This is a genomic window from Nocardioides ginsengisoli, assembly GCF_039537225.1.
GTDB lineage: Bacteria > Actinomycetota > Actinomycetes > Propionibacteriales > Nocardioidaceae > Nocardioides > Nocardioides ginsengisoli.
Genome location: NZ_BAABAC010000005.1, coordinates 296,933 through 315,277 on the forward strand (window position 1 = coordinate 296,933; position 18,345 = coordinate 315,277).

Consider the following 18,345-nt stretch of genomic DNA (forward strand, 5'->3'; position numbering starts at 1 on the left):
CCAGGTCCAGCATCACTGAGCGGAGCAATGCAGATGCGTGAAGCAGTCATCGTCTCGACGGCCCGAACTCCCATCGGGAGGGCCTATCGCGGCGTCTTCAACGACACCCAACCCCAGGCGCTGGCCGCCCACGCGATCAGAGCCGCCGTCGAGCGTGCCGGCGTCGAGGCGGTGGAGGTCGAGGATGTCGTCTTGGGCTGCGCCATGCAGGAGGGCGCCAGTGGCTACAACGTCGCTCGCCAGTCACTGCTGCGCGCCGGCATGGACGTCGCCGTCCCGGGCATGACCATCGACCGGCAGTGCGCGTCAGGTCTGATGGCGATCGCGACCGCCGCCAAGCAGGTCGTCGTGGACGGGATGAACATCGCCGTCGGGGGAGGCGTCGAGTCGATCTCGCTCGTCCAGGACGACCGCTACCGAAACGCGCACCGGGCCCAGGACCAGTGGCTCCTCGAGGACGGCCACGACGTCTACGTCTCCATGCTGGAGACCGCGGAGAACGTCGCGCAGCGCTTCGGCGTCACCCGCGAGCAGCAGGACGCCTACGCTCTCGAATCGCAACGGCGTACGGCGCTCGCCCAGGAGCGCGGCCTGTTCGCCGAGGAGATCGTGCCCTTCGCGGGGCGCCGTATCGACGTCAAGGCCGACCCGGAGGGCGAGTCGCCGATCGAATTCACTCAGCGCCTCGACGAGGGAAACCGTCCCAGCACCACCCTCGAGAGCCTGAGCGGCCTGCGGGGCGTCCTGCCCGACCGCGCGGACCACACCGCGACGATCACGGCCGGCAACGCCTCGCAGCTGTCCGACGGTGCCGCCGCCGTCGTCGTGATGGAGGCGGCCGAGGCGTCGCGCCGGGGCCTGGAGCCGCTCGGGACCTATCGCGGCATGGCCGTTGCAGGCTGCGAGCCGGACGAGATGGGCATCGGCCCGGTCTTCGCCATTCCGAAGCTTCTCGCGCAACACGGACTCGGGGTCGATGACATCGACCTGTGGGAGCTCAACGAGGCGTTCGCCTCCCAGGCGTTGTACTGCCGCGACGCCTTGGGCATCGACCCCGAGCGCTACAACGTCAATGGTGGCGCGATCTCGATCGGCCACCCCTACGGCATGTCCGGGGCCCGCATGGTCGGGCACGTTCTGCTCGAGGGCCGCCGTCGTGGCGCCCGCTACGCGGTGGTCACCATGTGCGTCGGTGGCGGCATGGGCGCGGCGGGACTGTTCGAGCTGTGAGCGTCCGACGATTCGCTGACATCGCCAGCCTCGCCGAGGCCATCGGCGAGCAGGTCGGTCACTCCAGCTGGCATGAGGTCGACCAGGCCCGGGTCGACGCCTTCGCCGCCGCGACCGGTGACCGCCAGTGGATCCATGTCGACGAGCGGCGGGCGGCGGAGGGCCCGTTCGGTGGCACGATCGCCCACGGCTTCCTCACCCTGTCGTTGGTGCCCATGCTGCAGTGGGAGGTGTTCGACATCGAGGGCACCGCGATGCAGGTCAACTACGGCGCGGAGAAGCTCCGGTTCCCAGCGCCCGTGCGGGTCGGGTCCAAGGTGCGGGCCGGCTTCGAGCTGCTCTCGCTCGAGGCGGCCGCGGGCGGCCACCGCCTCACGGTGCGCGGCACGGTCGAGGCCGAGGGCGTCGTCAAGCCGGTGTGCATCGTCGACATGGTGACCTACCTCGTCGCGGTCTGACCGGTTCTAGGACCCGCTCGTCTGCCCCGGGGCGGGCGGCTGCTGCAAGCGTGCCAGTGGTCGCCGTCAGGGGCCGGGCGGCGCGGTGGAATACCTACTGACCTGCATGTTGCAGGTAGGTGTGGAGAATGTCGACGTTGCTGCGTGCGAGGTCGTCGGCGCCGTAGTGGCCGCCGGGGTTGTACCACCGGATCACGTCGATGCACAGCGACAGCGTGGCGCGCACGAACAGCTGGGGGTCCGCGCACCGGAAGACGCCCGACTCGCACCCGGCGACCACGGTCGAGCGGAGCAACGCCTCGATGGAGGTGCGCTGCCTGCGCACGGCGGCGAGGTGGTCCCCTCTCAGGTTCGGGAGCTCGGTCTGCGCGACCCGGGCGCGCAGGTGGTTGTCCACGTGCCAGTGGGTCAGGGTGCGGATCTGTGCGACCAACAGGTCAGCCTCGGCACCCGGCTCCGCCGGCGCCAGGGCTTCCAGCGCGACCAGGACGTCGCGGTGCGCACGCTGGACCAGCTCGAAGAGCAGGTGCTCCTTGCTCTCGAAGTAGACGTAGAGCGCGCCGGCGCTGAGGTCGGCTTCGTTGCAGATGTCGCGCGTCGTGCTCGCCTGGTAACCCTTCGATGCGAAGCAGGCGATCGCCCCGGTGAGCAGGCGCTGAGCGGTGGCGGGGAGGCTGTCCTGCCCGCCGTCGGCGGTGGCGTCTTCTTGAGCGTTCGCAGCGGGCACGGAAGGGATCGTAGCGTCCCGGGTCTGCGGTCTGCGTACTCCGTGAGCGGCCATTGACTCAGGTTACTGAGCGCTCATAACGTGCCGCAAGACATTCACTGGACAAAGGAGTGACGGATGGACATGCGGTGCGGCGATCGGCGTCAGGACGAGAATCCGGTGGCGGTCCGGGAGTTCGAGCTCTGCGAGGCGTGCGAGATCGTCGGGTCGTGTCGCCAAGGCATCGATGACCTGCGCCGCCAGGCGGACGGAACCGTGCGCGGTGAGATCGTCGTGCCGAGCGCGGTCGCGGGCCGCGCGGTGGCGCACGGCGGTTGGACGGCGTGGGTCTTCGATGAGCTGCTTGGCTACACCGCCAACTCCCTGCGGGGCTTCTCGGTGACGGCGGAGCTCGCCGTGAAGTATCGCCGACCGGTCCCGCTCGGTGCCCGCGTGGTGCTGACCGCGTCCGGGCGGATGGACGGCGAACGGCGCCGGCTGATGCGCGGAGAGATGCGGTGCGTGGACACCGGTGGCCTGTTGGCCAGTGCCGAGGGCGTCTGGATCGAGCTGGCCGACGCCGATGCGCACTACGCGCGTGCCACGGCTCGGCCCCAAAAAACATCCTTATGAAAAAAAGATTGACAGAGGAGTCAAAAATTGCTTCAATGGTCACATTCGTCAAGCATTGATCGGCGAGGCTGTTCCCGCAGCCGCCGCGGATCGCCCCGAGAAAGAGGTGCAGGTTGTGACGTGGGAACTTCCCGACGGATACGACGACTTCCGAGCGTCGTGCCGGGCATTCGTCGACGCGCATCTGCGGCCGATCGTCGACGCGGCCGAGCTTGACCCGAGCCTGTCGCTGCCGGCATGGCGCGCGGCCGGTGAGGCCGGGCTGATGGGCCTGACGGTGTCCAGTGACGTCGGAGGTGCCGACGCCGACCTGAAGGCCGTCGTCGTCCTTGCTGAGGAGCTCGCACGCGCGTCGGGCGGCCTGGCGATCACCGCTCTCGGCAGCTCCTACATGGCTGCCCCTCACATCGTGCTGCACGGCTCCGAGGAGCAGAAGAAGCGCTATCTCCCTGAGGTCTGCTCGGGCGAGAGCCTCGTCTCGATCCTCGTGAGCGAGCCCGGGGCCGGCTCCGACGTTGCCGCGCTGACCAGCACCGCGGTGCCGGACCACGACGGCAGCTGGATCCTCAACGGATCGAAGATGTTCATCACGAACGCGAGCCTCTCCTCGATCTGGATCGTCGCTGCCCGCACAGACCAGGACGCCCGTCACCGCGGCATCACGACCTTCCTCGTCGACCCGAAGACGCCCGGCATCTCGTGGGGTAACCCGCTGCCGAAGATGGGCTGGCACGCCTCCGACACCCGCGAGGTCTATCTCGACGACGTCCGGATCCCGGCCGACGCCGTCCTTGGTGAGGTCAACCACGGCTTCTACCAGACGATGGCCGCCTTCCAAGAAGAGCGGACGATCCTGGCCGCCATGGCCGTCGGCCATGCCGTCGAGTGCCTCGCCCTGTCCCGCACCTACGCCCGCGAGCGTGAGGTCTTCGGTCAGAAGCTGATCGACCTGCAGAGCGTGCGCCACACCCTGGCGAGGATGGAGATCGCGCTCGAGACGGCCCGCGCCGCCGTCTACCGCGCCGCTGACCGGATCGACCGCCAGCACCCGGAGGCGCACCGTTCGGTCGCAGTCGCGAAGTACCACGCGGCCAACGTCGCCAACGAGGTCGCCGACAGCGCCGTCCAGCTCTTCGGCGGGATGGGCTTCGTCGAGGGGACGGGTGTTGCCCGCCACTACCGTGACGCGCGGATCCTGCGCATCGGCGGTGGGACCGACGAGGTGCAGCTCGAGATCCTGAGCCGGTTGGGAGCCTGACGGTGCGCGACTGGAAGGCGCTGCTGACCCAGTTCGACCCCGAAGCCGCCGCCCGTTACCGGGAGGCCGGATGGTGGCGCGACCGACTGCTGGTCGAGTACGTCGAAGACGTCGCGGCCGAGGCGGCCGACCGGACCGCGGTCATCGATGCTCGAGGAGAGATCACCTACGGCGAGCTGGGCGACCAGGCCGAAGCGCTCGCGTCGGGGCTGACCCGTCTCGGCGTGACCCCCGGCGCCGTGGTGTCGGCACAGCTGCCGAACTGGCACGAGGCTGTCGTCCTGGCGGTCGCCTGCTCCCAGCTGGGCGCCGTTCTCAACACCATCTCGCCGATCTTCCGTGAGCGTGACATCGCCACGATGCTGCGACTCGCCGAACCGACGGTGCTGATCGTTCCGGACGCGTTCAACGGCTTCGACCACGCTGCCGCCGTCCTGCGCGTTCTCCCCGCCCTTGCCCGGACCCCGTCGGTCGCTGTCATCGGTGCCGCACCGGAGGGCACCGTGCGGTGGACCGACCTCCTGGCCGGCCCGGCTGTTGACCTGCCCGCACGGCCGCATCCCGACGACGTCGCGCAGCTCGCCTTCACCTCAGGCACCACCGGCGAGCCGAAGGGCGTGCTGCACACCCACAACACGCTCATCGCCTCCGCGTCCTCGTACGACGAGCGCTATGAGATCGGGCCGGAGGACGTCATCCACATGGCGTCGACGGTGGGGCACCAGACCGGAATCCTGTTCGGGATCACCTGCCCGATCGTCGCCGGCTCGGCCGCCGTGCTGCAGCAGAGTTGGAACCCGGTCCAGTTCGTGGAGCTGGTCGAGAAGCACCGGATCTCCCTGACCAACGGCGCCATCCCGTTTCTGACCGACACCCTGCATGCCGACAACCTGGACGGTCAGGACATGAGCAGCCTGCGCGTCTTCAGCTGCATCGGCGCCGGTCTGCCGCAGGCGCTGGCCGAGGAGGCCGGACGTCGCCTGCCCACGACCAAGCTGGTCGGTGGCTGGGGCATGACCGAGACGGGCCTGGCCGTGACGAACCTCCTCACCGACACGCTCGAGACCGTGTGCACCGTCGACGGTCGCCCCGTTCCCGGTGCCGAGCTGCGGATCCTCGACGAGATGTTCGTCGAGGACCTGCCCGCCGGCTCGGAGGGCCACCTGGTGGTCCGCGGCCCGCAGCGCCACCTCGGGTTCCTTCAGCCCGGTCTGAGCCAGGCGAACTTCCTCGAGGGTGACTGGTACGTCACCGGTGACCGCGGCTACCTCACCGAGGCGGGCGACTTCGTGATGACCACACGCTCCAAGGACATCATCGTCCGCGGCGGCGAGAACATCCCGGTGGCCGAGGTCGAGAACCTCCTGCTGGCGCACCCTTCTGTCGCGATGGTCGCCGTGGTCGCGGTGCCCGACGAGCGGCTCGGGGAGAAGGCGTGCGCTTGCGTGCGCCTCGAGCCGGGCGCATCGTTCGACTTCGCAGGCATGGAGGCCTGGCTGCGCGACCACCAGCTCACCAAGCAGTTCTGGCCGGAGTATCTCAAGGTCCTCGAAGGCTTCCCGACCACGCCGAGCGGAAAGATCCAGAAGTTCGTGCTGCGCGACCGGATGGTCAGCGAGGTGACGGCATCGTGACGGCCGACGTGGCCGTGGACCCATCGCTGGTCCGGTCCTCCTACCTGTCACTCGAAGGCGGTTCGACGCTGGCGCTGCTCACCCTGGACCGCGCCGAGCAGATGAACCCTCTCGACCACCCCAGCGTGCTGGCGCTGCGCGACGCGATCGAGTCGGCCCTGGCTCGTGACGACGTGCGTGCCATCGCCCTCACCGGAGCGGGGCGCGCGTTCAGCGCCGGCGGGGACATGAAGAAGTACCTCCAGCTCCAGGGCGACCGGCACGCCTTCACGCGGTTCCTGCTGGATCTGCACGGCGTCTTCGACAGCCTCGCCACCTGCCGCGTTCCCACGATCGCGCTGGTCAACGGCATCGCGATCGCCGGTGGGATGGAGCTCGTGCTCGCCTGCGACGTGGCATTCGCCGCCCAGAGTGCGCGCATCGGTGACGCCCACCTGCCGTTCGGGCAGATGGGCGGCGGCGGCGTGCTGAGCCGACTGCCCCGTCGGGTCGGCTCGCACCGGGCCCGGGAGCTGATCTTCTCCGGGCGGATACTGCCGGCGGACGAGGCGGCCGCGTGGGGCCTGGTCAACCGGGTCGTCCCCGACGCCGACCTGATCGCCGCGGCCGTCGACCTTGGCAACGACATCGCCCGGAAGTCGCCGCTCGCGGTCGCCAACGTCAAGCGCGTGCTCGCCCAGATCGACTTCCACGGCCTGGGACTTGACGACGCGCTCGCCTTCGAGCGCGAGGTGACGATCGACTACTGCCTGGACAGCCAGGACGCCCGCGAGGGCCTGGAGGCCTTCTCTGCCAAGCGTCGACCCGAGTTCCGAGGAGTGTGAATGATGGAGGTTGCCACCGTGGCCGCAGACGTCCTGCCCGTGCCCGAGCGTGACGTCGACAGCGAGCCCTTCTGGGCGGCGCTGGACGAGAAGCGGCTGCTGCTGCAGTGCTGCTCCGCGTGCGACCGGTTCCGGTTCCCCGCGATGTCGCGCTGCCCGTACTGCACCGGTCCGCGCAGCGAGTGGCGCGAGCTCAGCGGCCGCGGCACGGTCTACTCGTGGATCGTCGTCCGGCAGGCCTTCTGGCCGCAGTTCGCCGGTGAGGTCCCGTACGCCCTCGTGACCGTCGACCTCGCCGAGGGTGTGCGAGTCGTGGGGCGGATGGACGACATCGACGCGCTCGACTTCGGGCGGTCCGTCGATGTCGTGTACGTCGAGCACCCGGAGTGGACCGAGTTCCGCTTCGCTGTGTCGGCACCGGCCGAGAACATGGGATGACCTAGACTTTGGCTCCCGTGAGCCGGGTCCGGGCCCGACCTGAAGAGTGGAGTGTTTTGATGCGTGCGAGTCGTACAGCCGCGACCACTCGCGGTTCGAAGACGGTCTCGCGAGTCGAGCGCAAGCGCGAGGAGCGGGTCGCCCGCATCCTTGACGCCACCGCCGACGAGCTCGGAAGCAAGGGCCTCTCGCGCTTCTCGCTCGAGGACGTCGCCGAACGTCTCGACGTGACCAAGGGGTCCCTTTACCACTACTTCCCGTCCCGTGAAGAGCTCGTCATGGCGGGCATCGAGACGCTCGCTCGCCGGATCATGGTCGAACTCAATGCGGCGGTCGAGGGCAGTGAGGAATCCGCGACTGTGCGGCTTCGCCGGCTCCTGACCCGTCAGCTCGACGTCGTCGTGTGGGACTACCCCGCCTCGATCGAGCTGTTCACCCTGCGTGATCCCGCGGACGTCGAGGGCAAGGTGAAGGCGGTCCGCGCCGGTCATGATGCACTCTTTCGCGGCCTGGTCGACGAGGGCCTGGCAAGTGGCGAGTTCCACCTGACGTCGACGGCGGCGTCTCTGGAGTGCATGTACTCCTCGATCAACATGTCACCGCTGTGGATCGAGCGGGACAACCCGACGCGGGCCCGGCAGCAGATCCAGGAGCTCATCGACACGCTGCTCATGCTGGTCGGGGTCGTCCCGGCCTGACCAGCCTCCGATCCGGCGGCCTTTTCCCGTCCCTCGGAAACCATCGCATGAGTCGAAGTTTGATTCATGTGTCAAAAGATTCGTCCACCACACCGACTTCGAAAACACGACGATGGAGGCATGACGATGCGGCAGGTTGCGATCGCTGGTGTCGGCTACACAGACTTCTCCCGGGCTTCCGGGCGCTCGGTCCTCGAGCTGGCCACGGAGGCGGCGCTCGGCGCTTGCGCCGATGCGGGCCTGGCCCCGCAATCGGTGGACGGCATCGCCAGCTACATGGTCAGTAACGACTCGGAGAACTGCGAGGCGCTGGCTACGGCGCTGGCGCTGCCCGGTCTGCGCTACGTGATGGACTGCAATGGCGCCGGTCAGTCGCCGTGCCACCTCGTCGGAAACGCCACCATGGCGATCGCCACCGGCGCCGCGGACTACGTGCTGGTCTTCCGTGCCCTCAACGGCTACTCCGGCGTCCGGGTCGGCGCGTCGAAGTTCGCAGGAAAGTCCGCGCCGTACCGTTATCCCATCGGTTACAACGCCTACATGATGTACATCGCGATGTGGGCGCGACGGTTCCTGCACGAGACAGGCCAGAACGATGGCGACCTCGCCGCAGTCGCCATCGCCCAGCGCGCCTATGCCGAACTCAACGAGCGTGCCATCTTGCGCAAGCCCCTCTCGCTCGATGACTACTACAACTCTCGCCAGGTCGTCGACCCCTTCCGGGTGGCCGACTGCACCACCGAGGTTGACGGCGCTTGCGCTGTGCTGCTCACCACGCTCGACCGAGCCCGAGACCTGCAGCAGCCGCCGGCGGTCGTCGCCGCGCACTCGTACCGCGCCGGCGCCCGCCCCGGTCTCGACATCGGCAACCACACCATGATCGACGACTACACCCACAACTTCACCGCCTTGATCCGTGAGGATCTCTACCGACAGGCCGGGATCTCCGCGTCCGACATCGAGTTCGCTCAGATCTACGACTGCTTCACCAGCACCGTGCTGATGGGCTTGGAGGGCCTAGGGCTGTGCGAACGCGGCGAGTCCGGCGCATTCGTCGCCTCGGGGGCAACGGGCATCGGCGGATCCCTGCCGGTCAACACCAACGGCGGCCTGCTGTCCGAGGGCTACGTCCACGGGATGAACACCGTCGTCGAGGCAGTCCTGCAGATCCAGGGGCGCGGACGTGAACGTCAAGCCGCGCGCCATGAAGTCGGCGTGGTCACCTCCGGCGCCCTGGTCGACGGCTCGGGCCTAGTTCTCACCGCGGACCGCTGAGCGCCGGCCACTGGCCATGGGGCCATCTGGGGTCCGGCCGCTCGGCAGGGTGGCGGGAGCATCCGGCGACGAACAGCGACCGGCTCTTATGCGGCGGTGTTCGGGGGTGCTGTCGATGTCGCGCAGCTCGTCGCGTTTCCATCGGGTCCCGCGTCACTTGTAACGGCGCGAGGCCGGCCGGGATTCGCGCCGGCGCGGTGCAGGATCTGCCAGCCGGACGGGCTGATCTTGACCTGGCGGTAGCGCTCGAGGTGGATCGCGATCTTGTCGGGCCCGACGCGGTGTCGCAGGCGCAGACAGAGGATCTTATCGACCGGCATCGGCGTAGCGCTCGACACCGGAACATCGGTAGTGGAGAGTCGCACCGGCGGTCCGCCTTCGAGTTGCCGACCGGTGCTGCTTGCAACGATCGGAGGTGCCTTCGCGGAGAGTCCCGGGGAGGGGTGGGGGTTGAGGGCTGGCGGCGGGGCGTGAGGACGTAGAGGGCCATCGGCGGGATCTTCGGCGTGTACGGCCAAGCACTCATCGAAGAAAAGGGCTCTCCTGACTGATCCGTGGGTCATCGACGGCCAGGCAGGGTCGGGCGGTGGCCGCCAAGGATTGAGCATCGCGAGTGCGATGAGGGCGTCGGGCCGGCGAAGCCGAATGCCATGCGGACGATGAGGCGGATCTTGGTGTTGACCGATTCGACGAGTCGGTTGGACAGACCGTGCTCGATGGACGAGAGGATCTCGGCGCCGTAGTGCACGATCCGCCTTTGGAGCCGGACGAACGATTCGAAACGATTCGATGCGGAATCGGCGTGCCCAGGCGATCCATCGGTCGAGCGCTTCGGGGCCTGGTCCGCGGGCAGTTTGAAGACGGTCCGCAGACCCTCTTTGAGGAGATAGGCCCGGTAGAGCCCCGGGCGGTCTTCGCGATCCATTCCAGCTTCACCCGTTGGCGGTCGGTGAGGTTCTCAGGGTTCTTCCACAGCGCGAACCGCGCGTGCTTGATCGCTCGCGCGCGCCTGTCGCAACCGTGATGCGCGCCGTTCTTCGGCCCAGCCGTGGGGTCTGGTGTGTCCTGACCTACGCGCGGCGTTCCAGACGTCGCGGCGCACGGCATCGAGGGCGTCGGGGGCCCAGCCGACGACGTGGAACGGGTCGGCACATCGAACCGCGTTCGGCATCGCTTGCGCACGACGTCCGCGATCCATTCGGCGCCATCGGCGGTGCCCGGGTCGTGCTCCACGGCGTCCTGCAGCATGCCGGCGCGAATCTCTCGGCCCATCAGACGATCGACGCCGAGAACGCGGCCTGCGGCAGCATCGCCAGACTCTCCGCGGAACTCGAGACGATCGCCGCCGAAGCGCAGCGCGACAATCGGCTGCACAACTCGCTTGTCGGCGACGTCGAAGTCACCGGCGAGGCACTCGCGCTGGCGGGTGACGGCCTGGTGCTCATCGCATACACAGCCGAGCCCGACACGCCGTCCGCCGCGGCGCTCCGGTTCCTCGGCGGCTGGGCCACCGACTGGTCGAGACCGTCGCCGTCATCGCCGTTGAATGATGAAGGACGCCGTCCGTAGCCGTGTCTGCGGCCCCAACCGGGGCCGGTCAAGCGTTCCAGCTCCGGCTGGGGCCTTGCAGAAACGGGAGAGATCCAGGAGGTCGTCCCCGTATCGACTCGCTCCGACCGCTACCCGATCCCGCTGACCGCATAACGAAGCGAATGACCCAAAACGAGTCTTTTCAGGAGGGCACGTCGGAGCGATCATGTCGCCATGGACTCGGACGTCCGCGTGGCGTTCTGCCACGTCTGCGAGGAGCCGACCGAACATCTGGACGTCGGCGACAGGACCATTGCGGCAGGCGGCGCCGTGGAGCTGGCCTGGTGGAGGTGCAAGGAGTGCGGAGCCGAGAACTTGGGATAGGTGCATATCGGCCGCCCCTGGCCGGTTCGAGCCCACCGCCGGCCAGGGGCCCTTGCAGGCCCCACCTCAGCGGGACGGGCGACCCCAGTCGGAGTCATCTGGAGCCCACCTCCACCGACCAGGGCCTTGCCGACGCAAGGACTGCGCGATCCAGCATTGCCGGTTCTGTGTCGACTATCTCCGCGCTACCCCTACCTGCTCTTCGCAGTCCTCCCCAGACTCAACTCGCACGAGACCTTGCGTCGTGTGTCGGGCTGGCGCGACCCGGGGAGGTTGACGTGGCTTCGGAACCGGAGGAGTGTCGAGGAGGACAGGCGCCGCTGCGGATCGGATCTCCTCATCGAGACCGGGACAAGCGCCGGGAACGTGCAGAGCGCGCGTCGATGGGGGCTGAGCCGGCGTGGTGAGTGGGTGATTCGGGTGGGACCTCGAGCAGCGCCGGGACATCGTCGCAGCGGACTCGAGACGACATCGTCGACGGCGGGCTCTACCGAGCGACCTCGGCGGCGTGAGAGCCCCTGCGGTGGCCGCGCCGGTGTGTCGTGAGGCCGTCTCCGGGTGGCCGTTCGTTGCCCATTGGGCGCACTGGTGGGGGACCACCGATGCGGATCACCATCGTCGACGACCACGTCCTGTTCGCAGAGGCGGTTGGTTTGACCCTCGAGTCCCAGGGATTCGCCGTCAGGCGGATCGACCTCGCGGTGCCGGGCAGCTCGCTCGCCGCGGTTCTCGCCGCCGTCTTGCGTAGTGGGCCGCGGCTGGTGCTCCTCGACCTCAGATTGGGACGGATCGGCGACGGCACGAGTCTGGTGGCGCCGATCGTGGCTTCCGGTGCGGTCGTCGTCATCCTCACCGGCAGCACGGACCGAGCGCAATGGGGCGAGTGTCTACGACGTGGCGCCCAGGCAGTGCTGGTGAAGTCGTCGTCGTTGGACCTGGTCGTCGCCACCGTCCGGCGAGTCCGCGAAGGCCTGCCGCTGATGACGCTTGCTGAACGCGGGGTGCTGATCGAGGCCGCTGAGCTCGAACGGTTGGAGAGCAATGACCTCCGTGACCGTCTCGAGTGCCTCACCCACCGCGAGATGGAGGTCCTCGGAGCGCTGATGGCGGGTGCGCAGGTCCGCGAGATCGCCCGCACGTCGGTCGTTTCCGAGGCCACGGTGCGCACCCAGGTGAAGGCGATCCTCGCCAAGCTCGAGCTGACCTCCCAGCTCGCCGCGGTCGGCGCTGCCTTCAGAGTCGGGTGGCGTTGCCCTGAGGACTAGCAGGAGGCGCGATGGTGTGCAGACTGCGGACGTCCGACGAACGCTCCCCAGCCCGTCGATCGGATGTGGCGACGTAGAGTGGGGGAGATACCGCCCCTGCGGTGCATTCGGTGCAGTGGTGGGCGCGACGAGAGGTGGCGCCATGCGTGCCCCCCAGTTCCACTACCCGCACAGATATCCAGACGCCCTGGGGGTGCTGCGGCTGCAACTCACCGAAGCACGGCAGGTCTCGCTCGCCGACGGTCTCTGGGTGCCCTACGGACGTGACCTGACCCGCGAGGGTGCACATCTGGTCGATGAGTTCCCGGCCGACCGCGGGCGGGTCGATCGTCTGGCCTATGCGCCAGGGGACTGGGAAGTCGTGGCGAGCGAGATCTTCACCCGACACGGCCGGGTCAAGGTCGGATTCCTGTCGGGTGGTCATGGTCGGGGAATCGTGCTTCTGCGCTTGCACACCTCGGAGGTCCTGACCCTCCGGATCGTCTGGCCGGACCACTCTCCGGGCGAGATGTTCGCTCCGGCATAGTCGACTGACGGCCCAGGCCCGGGGTCTCAGGCCGGCAGGGTAGCGTGGAAGGTGACCGGTCGTGCTGAGGCATCCACCCGGATGCCCGGACCGGTCGAGAGGTGGCCGTCATGACGACGCCAGGCACACCCGTCCTTCCCGCTTCCGGGACTCCTGCTCAGGCACCCGAGCGTCCCCCGGTCCGTCTTCGGATGGGCCGGACCATGGGGGTCGACCGGCTCGACGGCGGCTGGTGGCCGCGCAGTCGCGACCTCGCGGCGGAGTTGGGCGAGCTCATCGACCACCTCCCTGCTTCGTGTGGCCGTGTCGTACGAGCGCGGTTCTCGCCACCCGATTGGGACCCGGCCCCAGGTGCGGTTGCGGTGAATGGCGGTGGACATGTCACGGTCGATCCCCTCCCGGGCGATGACGCGCACGTCATCGTGCTGGAGACATCGGACCTAGCGGTGCTCCACGTCCTGGTCGTGCCTCCCGGTTTCAGCGAGGACCAGGGTGCGGAGGCGCTCCTCGCCGCGGCGACGGGCGGCAATGGGCACCCGGCCGGGGAGCTCCTTGCAGCGGTGGTCGAGTATCCCGACGTGGACCCCGCAGATCACTGGGAGGACGACGGCGGATCGTGGTGGGGCGATCGGGAGGCGCCCTCGTTCCGGTCGCGGGTGCGTGGGTGAGTCGATGAGGTTCTTGGTTGAGTTCGCGTCGGCGGGGCTGCCCGCATGGTGGCTCGTCGACGACGGAGGGCGGGTGATCGCATGGTCCGGTACGACCTTCGGCAGCCTCGCGATCGCCGATCAGGCGGCGCACAGCTTCCGGGTCGAGCCCGACGGCCGTGAGTACCGCATGCACTCCGGCGGCGGCGACACCTGGCGTTGGACCGCATGGGACGGGACAGGCGAGCGAGTCGCTGTGTCAGGGCGCTGGTTCGGCTCGGAAGCGGAAGCGCGGCACAGTGCGCTCGGAGTCGACGACCTGGCGGGAGCCGCGATCGGGCCGTGAGGCCATGCCCTGACACCCCGGCTCGCGAAGCCCGCGGTCGGCGCTCTCCGGGTCGGAGAGCCTTTTGGGCGGAATTTGATCTGCGGGCCACTTGCGGGTCCCCGACCCGGGACACAACCCTCCGCGGACCGTGGATCCCGTCGTGTCCCGAATGCGCCGTGGCTTCCGGGAGCATGGCCCGCCGAGCGGCGGCAGCCGGCTGACAAGGTGGTCAGTTCGCGGCGCGTGATCCCGAGCTGCCCCGACATCTCGAACGATCCCTTCGAGGACCGACGCGCAGCCTCCGGGCCTAGGTCGGGAATCGAGGGGGGAGTCCCCCAGTTGGGCGTGGCCTGATCGCGATCCGCTCCCTACCCGATGGTGAATGCTCGAGGATGGCGGAGTTGATTTCCGCCACTACGGGGCCTGCTGTGCGTATCAATGCCGTCGTCGATCCGGGACATACACCGACCCTGACTGACTCCGCGACGCGCACTGACCCTCGACGCGCTCGGTGCCATTCATCGGAGAGACGCCCCGCCGTGCGCTTCGCCGTTGGCGCCGTTCGTTCAGCCCCAAGGAGTTCGCGAAGTGCAAGCGCATGACTGACGACGCCCATCGCACGAGCGTGGTCGGCCCGCGCGGAGCCCTCGCGCTCTCGGTCTTCGCGGCTACGTCGTCGAGCGCCAGTGGCGCCTTCGGCAAGGCGCTGGTGCTGTCCGGTTGGTCGACTGGTGGGGTGCTGCTTCCGCGGACGGGGCTGGCTGTGCTGGTCCTGCTGCCGTGGGCTCTCTGGGCCGCGCGTCTCCGAGGAGTGGCCTGGCGGGGCAACATCCGGGGGGTGGTGGCGCTCGGCGTGGTCGGGATCGGAGGCACGGTCGTGTGCTACTACAACGCTGCGACGACCCTGCCGATCGGCGTTGCGATGATGGTCCTCTACATCTCACCCGTCCTCGTCCTCGGCTGGATCTGCGTTCGCCATCGCGAACGCCCGGCCGCGGCCACCGTCGCCGGCGCGGTGACCGCGCTCGGCGGTCTGGCGCTGGTCGTGACCGCGATGGGAGTCGATCGGCCGAGCCCGGGGGGCCTGGCGTGGGCGCTCGGGGGTGCGATCTGCGTGGCGACGTACTTCCTCTCCTCGGACAGCGTCTCGCCGGCTGTGCCGCCGACCGTCCTCGCCTGCGCCGGCCTGACCGTCGCGGGCGCGTGCATCGCGCTGCTCGGGCTGACCGGTGTCCTGCCCATGCGCATGAGCTCGGCTCGGGTCGACCTCGGCGGCTGGTCGGTGCCGCCGATCGTGCCGTTGCTGCTCGTCGCCTGTCTCTCGACGGCCTTCGTGTACGTCGCGGGCTTCACTGCCGTGAGCGTCCTCGGCGCTCGGGTGACCTCCTTCGTCGCCCTGGCCGAGCCGGTGGCCGCCCTCGGCGTCGCGTGGCTTCTCCTCGGCGAGACCCCGCGGCCCGTGCAGCTGCTCGGTTGTGCGTTGATCGTGCTCGGCGTGGTCCTCATCCGGGCCGACAGCTCCGGGCGGGTTCGTCGCGGCGTCAAGGCGGACGGCGATCGCGCGCCGTTCCTACCGGATCCGGGCTGACCCCGCGGGCGCCCGGTAGCCCGATCGGGCGGGTGCTCGCCGCGTCGGCCGGCGGGCTGCCCCGGGGCGCCGCGAGGATCGACGGATGGGAAACACATTGAGTCCGGCCGGGGTGCGCCTCGGCCTCTACGGCAGCGGGCGTACCGCCGCTGAGCTCGTGACGGCGTTGCGCTCGGGACCGCACTCGATCGAGCAGGGCATCGTCCATGCTCCCCGCCGGGCGGGCAGCGACCTCGGAGAGCTGACGATCGGCGCTCCCATCGGGGTCGGCACCACGTCTGATCTCGAAGCCGTCCTGGGTTCGGGGAAGATCGAGTTGCTGCTCTACGCCGGCCTGGGCGGTCCCCGGCACATCGAGGCGATGGCGCTCTGCGCGGAGTACGGCGTCGACATGGTTCACGCGTGCTTCGTGCATCCGCGATCCAGCCTGCCGGAGCCGGTCTACGAGGCGCTCGACGCGGGTGCCCGTTCCACTGGATCGCGCATCGTCGGCACCGGGATGATCCCGGGTCTGTGGCTGGACGTGCTCCCGTGTCTCCTGAGCAGCGGTCTGCCAGCGCCGGTGTCGGTGGAGGCGTCCCGTGTCTCCGACATCTCTGCCTGGGGAGCCGACGTGCTGGCCCAGGAGCTCGGCGTGGGCAGTCGCCGCGAGGGGACGGCGGTGGAACCCGACCGGGCGCTGCGTGAGTCTGCCCGGATGATCGCTGACGTCCTCGGCCTCGGCGAGCTCGAGCCGGAGTCTCAGGGCGGCCTGGTAGCTGCCGGCGAGGACGTGATCGTCGGCAGTCTCGCCGTGCGCCGGGGCCAGGTACTGGGGTTCGACCAGCACGTCGTGCTGCGGCAGGGGGAGAGCGACCGCATCCGACTCTCGTGGCGAGGGCTGCCGGGCGCGGGCTCCGCTCCAGGGGAGAAGAAGGCGGTGGAGGTCACGCTGACCGGCGCCGACGGCTCCCAGATCCTGGTCCAGGTGAGCACCCCGCGCGATCCCTATCCCGGGACGGCGGCCCGGATGGTCAGCGCCGTCGACGGTCTTCAGGCGCTCGGAGGCGGTCTGCACCCGACGACCGCGCTCCGGATCGTCTAGGTGGGCAGCCTCCCGCGCTTGAGACGCCGGGGGCCCCGGAGCTCTCTCGAGCTCCGAGGCCCCTGGTCCTGACTGCGGGCGGTGCCTGAGGCGTCAGGCCTGGCCCTCGAGTACGGCCCGGAAGCCGTTCGGATTGCGCAGTCGGGAGACCACCGCCATCACGATGACCAACGCCGGGAAGAGCATCGCCACGAGGTAGCCGCTCGTGTAGACGTCGGCCGAGGCGAAGTGCGTGCCTTCCAGCAGGTAGTCCGACGTCCGCAGGTCGATCCCCTGCACGGCAGCCTGGAATGCTCCGAGGTCGGCCTTGCTACCGGTCTGCGCCTTCTCCCCGAGGGTGGTCAGGGCCGCGACGTCGACGGACCGGTACACGAACCCGGCGCCGATCTGCATCATCGTGATGATGCCGGCGCCGAAGGCGAACCCGATCGCCATCAGCGTGCCCGGCATGCCGGCGGCCATGCCGGCCCGCTCCTCCGGGAGCACGAACTGGGGGACGGCGAACGCGCCGCTGTAACCGGCCCGGCTGCCGAGGCCGACCAGGCCCGATCCGACGACATAGTGCCAGGTCTGGTCGTGCGCCACGGCGAGGAACAGCAGGCCGGCCATGCAGATGACAGCACCGACGACGAGCACGATGCCCGGACGGCCACGGGCGATGATCCGCTCGGAGATCTTGCCGCTGATGAACATCGTCAGGGCGAACGGCAGGAGGACCAGGCCGGTCTTGAACGGGTCCAGCCCGAGGCCGTACGTCGTCGCGTCGGCGGGCCACCCGAGCGTGTCGCCGGCAGGCGACTGGAGTCCGGTGAAGTTCGGCGTCTGCAGGTAGTAGGTCGAGAGGACGAGGAATGCTGCGTCGACCGCGCCGAAGAGGCCCGCGGACACGCATGCCGTTGTCACGAAGGGCTTCTTCAGCACCGTGAGGTCGAAGACCGGGGCCTTCGAGCGCCGCTCGGCGAACCACCAGCCGACGCCGGCCGCGATGCCGGCGAGGAGGATCAGCGTCGCGTTCTTGCCGAGGGTGCTGTCGGTCGGGGCGGTCAGCGCGAGCAGGATGAGCGTGACCCAGCCGATCAGCCAGAGCGTGCCCAGAGCGCCCACGGGGCCTGGGTTCTCCGGAGGGCAGTTGGGCACGATCGCCAGCAGTCCGACCGTGGTCAGCACGAAGAGCCCGGCCAGGATGTAGAAGAACGGCGCGAGCGACTGGTGGGGGATGCTGGCGTCGGCGGTGTTGAGGTGGGTGGCGAGCGGCCACAGCCGCACGGAGTAGCCGCCGCCCAGCATGCCGAGCACCACGCCGGTGCCCGTCGCCATGATGAGCACGCTCACCGCCGTCGACACGGCGTTGCCGGGGAGGAAGCGCCGCAGGAAGCTCAGCGGCACCAGCTGGGCCGCTCCGCCGAAGCCCATGAGCGCGCAGCCGACCACCAGGCCGGCGTAGCTGTCGAGGACGGCGGCGCAGAGTGCGCCTGCGGTCAGGATGGCCCCGGAGAGAAGGGACATGGAGCGGTCGCTCAGGTTGTCGGTCAGGCGCGGGATCAGGACGAACCCTGCGCCGCCGCCGAGGGTGAGAGCGGTGAAGACCCACACGGCTGCGCTGACGGAGTTGTCGGCATAGCTCGTGGTGATGATGGGCAGGAGGGGCGGAAGCATGAAGGCGACGGCATTGGTCACCGTCGCGAGGACGACGGCGATGCCGATGAGCGCACCGCGGTTCACCTCGGTGCGGGAGGTGGTCCCCACAGATTCTGCGACTGACATGGAGGCCTCATTCTGTGTGAGCATGATCTAGGTCACGAGAACGCTAGGTGGCCAGCCTGCTCCCTGATCGGGTGT

At 69.1% G+C, this 18,345-nt stretch carries 18 protein-coding genes and 1 pseudogene; 16 read left to right on the plus strand and 3 right to left on the minus strand.

From position 1 onward, the window contains the following. The first annotated feature begins 33 nt into the window (after positions 1-33). Together AB4880_RS03065 and AB4880_RS03070 are read left to right on the plus strand one after the other, a co-directional pair. The gene (locus AB4880_RS03065; RefSeq protein WP_367917724.1) at positions 34-1,230 is read left to right on the plus strand and encodes an acetyl-CoA C-acyltransferase; all 1,197 of its coding nucleotides are present in this window, start codon (positions 34-36) and stop codon (positions 1,228-1,230) included. Next, positions 1,227-1,688 (plus strand): MaoC family dehydratase, encoded by a 462-nt coding sequence (locus tag AB4880_RS03070; protein WP_367917725.1) that lies wholly within the window; start codon positions 1,227-1,229, stop codon positions 1,686-1,688. The genes AB4880_RS03065 and AB4880_RS03070 overlap by 4 nt, the downstream gene beginning before the upstream one ends. Before the next feature lie 94 nt (positions 1,689-1,782). Here AB4880_RS03070 and AB4880_RS03075 read toward each other — a convergent pair whose 3' ends face one another. Continuing rightward, positions 1,783-2,415 carry a TetR/AcrR family transcriptional regulator gene (locus AB4880_RS03075; RefSeq protein WP_367917726.1) on the minus strand — a complete coding sequence of 211 codons (633 nt, stop codon included), beginning with the start codon at positions 2,413-2,415 and terminating at the stop codon, positions 1,783-1,785. 117 nt (positions 2,416-2,532) lie between these two features. Here AB4880_RS03075 and AB4880_RS03080 point away from each other — a divergent pair, with 117 nt between their 5' ends. The 7 genes from AB4880_RS03080 (at position 2,533) to AB4880_RS03110 (ending at position 9,154) form a co-directional block, all read left to right on the plus strand. Continuing rightward, the gene (locus tag AB4880_RS03080) at positions 2,533-3,027 is read left to right on the plus strand and encodes a PaaI family thioesterase (protein ID WP_367917727.1); all 495 of its coding nucleotides are present in this window, start codon (positions 2,533-2,535) and stop codon (positions 3,025-3,027) included. A gap of 115 nt (positions 3,028-3,142) precedes the next feature. Next, entirely contained in the window at positions 3,143-4,285 is a 1,143-nt protein-coding gene (locus AB4880_RS03085) for an acyl-CoA dehydrogenase family protein (RefSeq protein WP_367917728.1), read from the plus strand. 2 nt (positions 4,286-4,287) lie between these two features. Further along, the gene (locus AB4880_RS03090) at positions 4,288-5,919 is read left to right on the plus strand and encodes an AMP-binding protein (RefSeq protein WP_367917729.1); all 1,632 of its coding nucleotides are present in this window, start codon (positions 4,288-4,290) and stop codon (positions 5,917-5,919) included. Next, entirely contained in the window at positions 5,916-6,743 is an 828-nt protein-coding gene (locus AB4880_RS03095) for an enoyl-CoA hydratase/isomerase family protein (protein ID WP_367917730.1), read from the plus strand. The genes AB4880_RS03090 and AB4880_RS03095 overlap by 4 nt, the downstream gene beginning before the upstream one ends. A gap of 18 nt (positions 6,744-6,761) precedes the next feature. Further along, complete coding sequence (locus AB4880_RS03100) at positions 6,762-7,181, plus strand: Zn-ribbon domain-containing OB-fold protein (protein ID WP_367917731.1); 420 nt, start codon at positions 6,762-6,764, stop codon at positions 7,179-7,181. A gap of 17 nt (positions 7,182-7,198) precedes the next feature. Continuing rightward, positions 7,199-7,879, plus strand: a complete 681-nt coding sequence (locus AB4880_RS03105) for a TetR/AcrR family transcriptional regulator (RefSeq protein ID WP_367917732.1) — start codon at positions 7,199-7,201, stop codon at positions 7,877-7,879. A 120-nt stretch (positions 7,880-7,999) separates the two neighbouring features. Then, positions 8,000-9,154 (plus strand): thiolase C-terminal domain-containing protein, encoded by a 1,155-nt coding sequence (locus AB4880_RS03110; RefSeq protein ID WP_367917733.1) that lies wholly within the window; start codon positions 8,000-8,002, stop codon positions 9,152-9,154. Between the two features lie 559 nt (positions 9,155-9,713). Here AB4880_RS03110 and AB4880_RS03115 read toward each other — a convergent pair. Beyond that, positions 9,714-10,369, minus strand: a pseudogene (locus tag AB4880_RS03115) (transposase); the annotation flags it as partial. Positions 10,370-10,378: 9 nt separating this feature from the next. Here AB4880_RS03115 and AB4880_RS03120 point away from each other — a divergent pair. From AB4880_RS03120 to AB4880_RS03150, 7 genes are all read left to right on the plus strand, one after another. After that, entirely contained in the window at positions 10,379-10,723 is a 345-nt protein-coding gene (locus tag AB4880_RS03120; RefSeq protein WP_367917734.1) for an MmyB family transcriptional regulator, read from the plus strand. Between the two features lie 947 nt (positions 10,724-11,670). Next, complete coding sequence (locus AB4880_RS03125; protein WP_367917735.1) at positions 11,671-12,333, plus strand: response regulator; 663 nt, start codon at positions 11,671-11,673, stop codon at positions 12,331-12,333. A gap of 142 nt (positions 12,334-12,475) precedes the next feature. Next, positions 12,476-12,859, plus strand: a complete 384-nt coding sequence (locus AB4880_RS03130; protein ID WP_367917736.1) for a DUF5994 family protein — start codon at positions 12,476-12,478, stop codon at positions 12,857-12,859. Between the two features lie 191 nt (positions 12,860-13,050). Further along, positions 13,051-13,527 (plus strand): DUF5994 family protein, encoded by a 477-nt coding sequence (locus AB4880_RS03135; RefSeq protein WP_367917737.1) that lies wholly within the window; start codon positions 13,051-13,053, stop codon positions 13,525-13,527. After that, on the plus strand, positions 13,520-13,852 hold the full coding sequence (locus AB4880_RS03140) for a hypothetical protein (RefSeq protein ID WP_367917738.1): 333 nt from the start codon (positions 13,520-13,522) through the stop codon (positions 13,850-13,852). Before AB4880_RS03135 ends, AB4880_RS03140 begins: the two co-directional genes overlap by 8 nt. Before the next feature lie 580 nt (positions 13,853-14,432). After that, on the plus strand, positions 14,433-15,422 hold the full coding sequence (locus tag AB4880_RS03145) for a DMT family transporter (protein WP_367917739.1): 990 nt from the start codon (positions 14,433-14,435) through the stop codon (positions 15,420-15,422). Positions 15,423-15,507: 85 nt separating this feature from the next. Beyond that, positions 15,508-16,506 (plus strand): hypothetical protein, encoded by a 999-nt coding sequence (locus AB4880_RS03150; RefSeq protein WP_367917740.1) that lies wholly within the window; start codon positions 15,508-15,510, stop codon positions 16,504-16,506. Between the two features lie 93 nt (positions 16,507-16,599). Here the strand turns inward: AB4880_RS03150 and AB4880_RS03155 are convergent, their stop codons facing one another. Next, positions 16,600-18,270: an MFS transporter gene (locus AB4880_RS03155; RefSeq protein WP_367917741.1), complete on the minus strand. Its 1,671-nt coding sequence runs from the start codon at positions 18,268-18,270 to the stop codon at positions 16,600-16,602. Between the last annotated feature and the right edge of the window lie 75 nt (positions 18,271-18,345).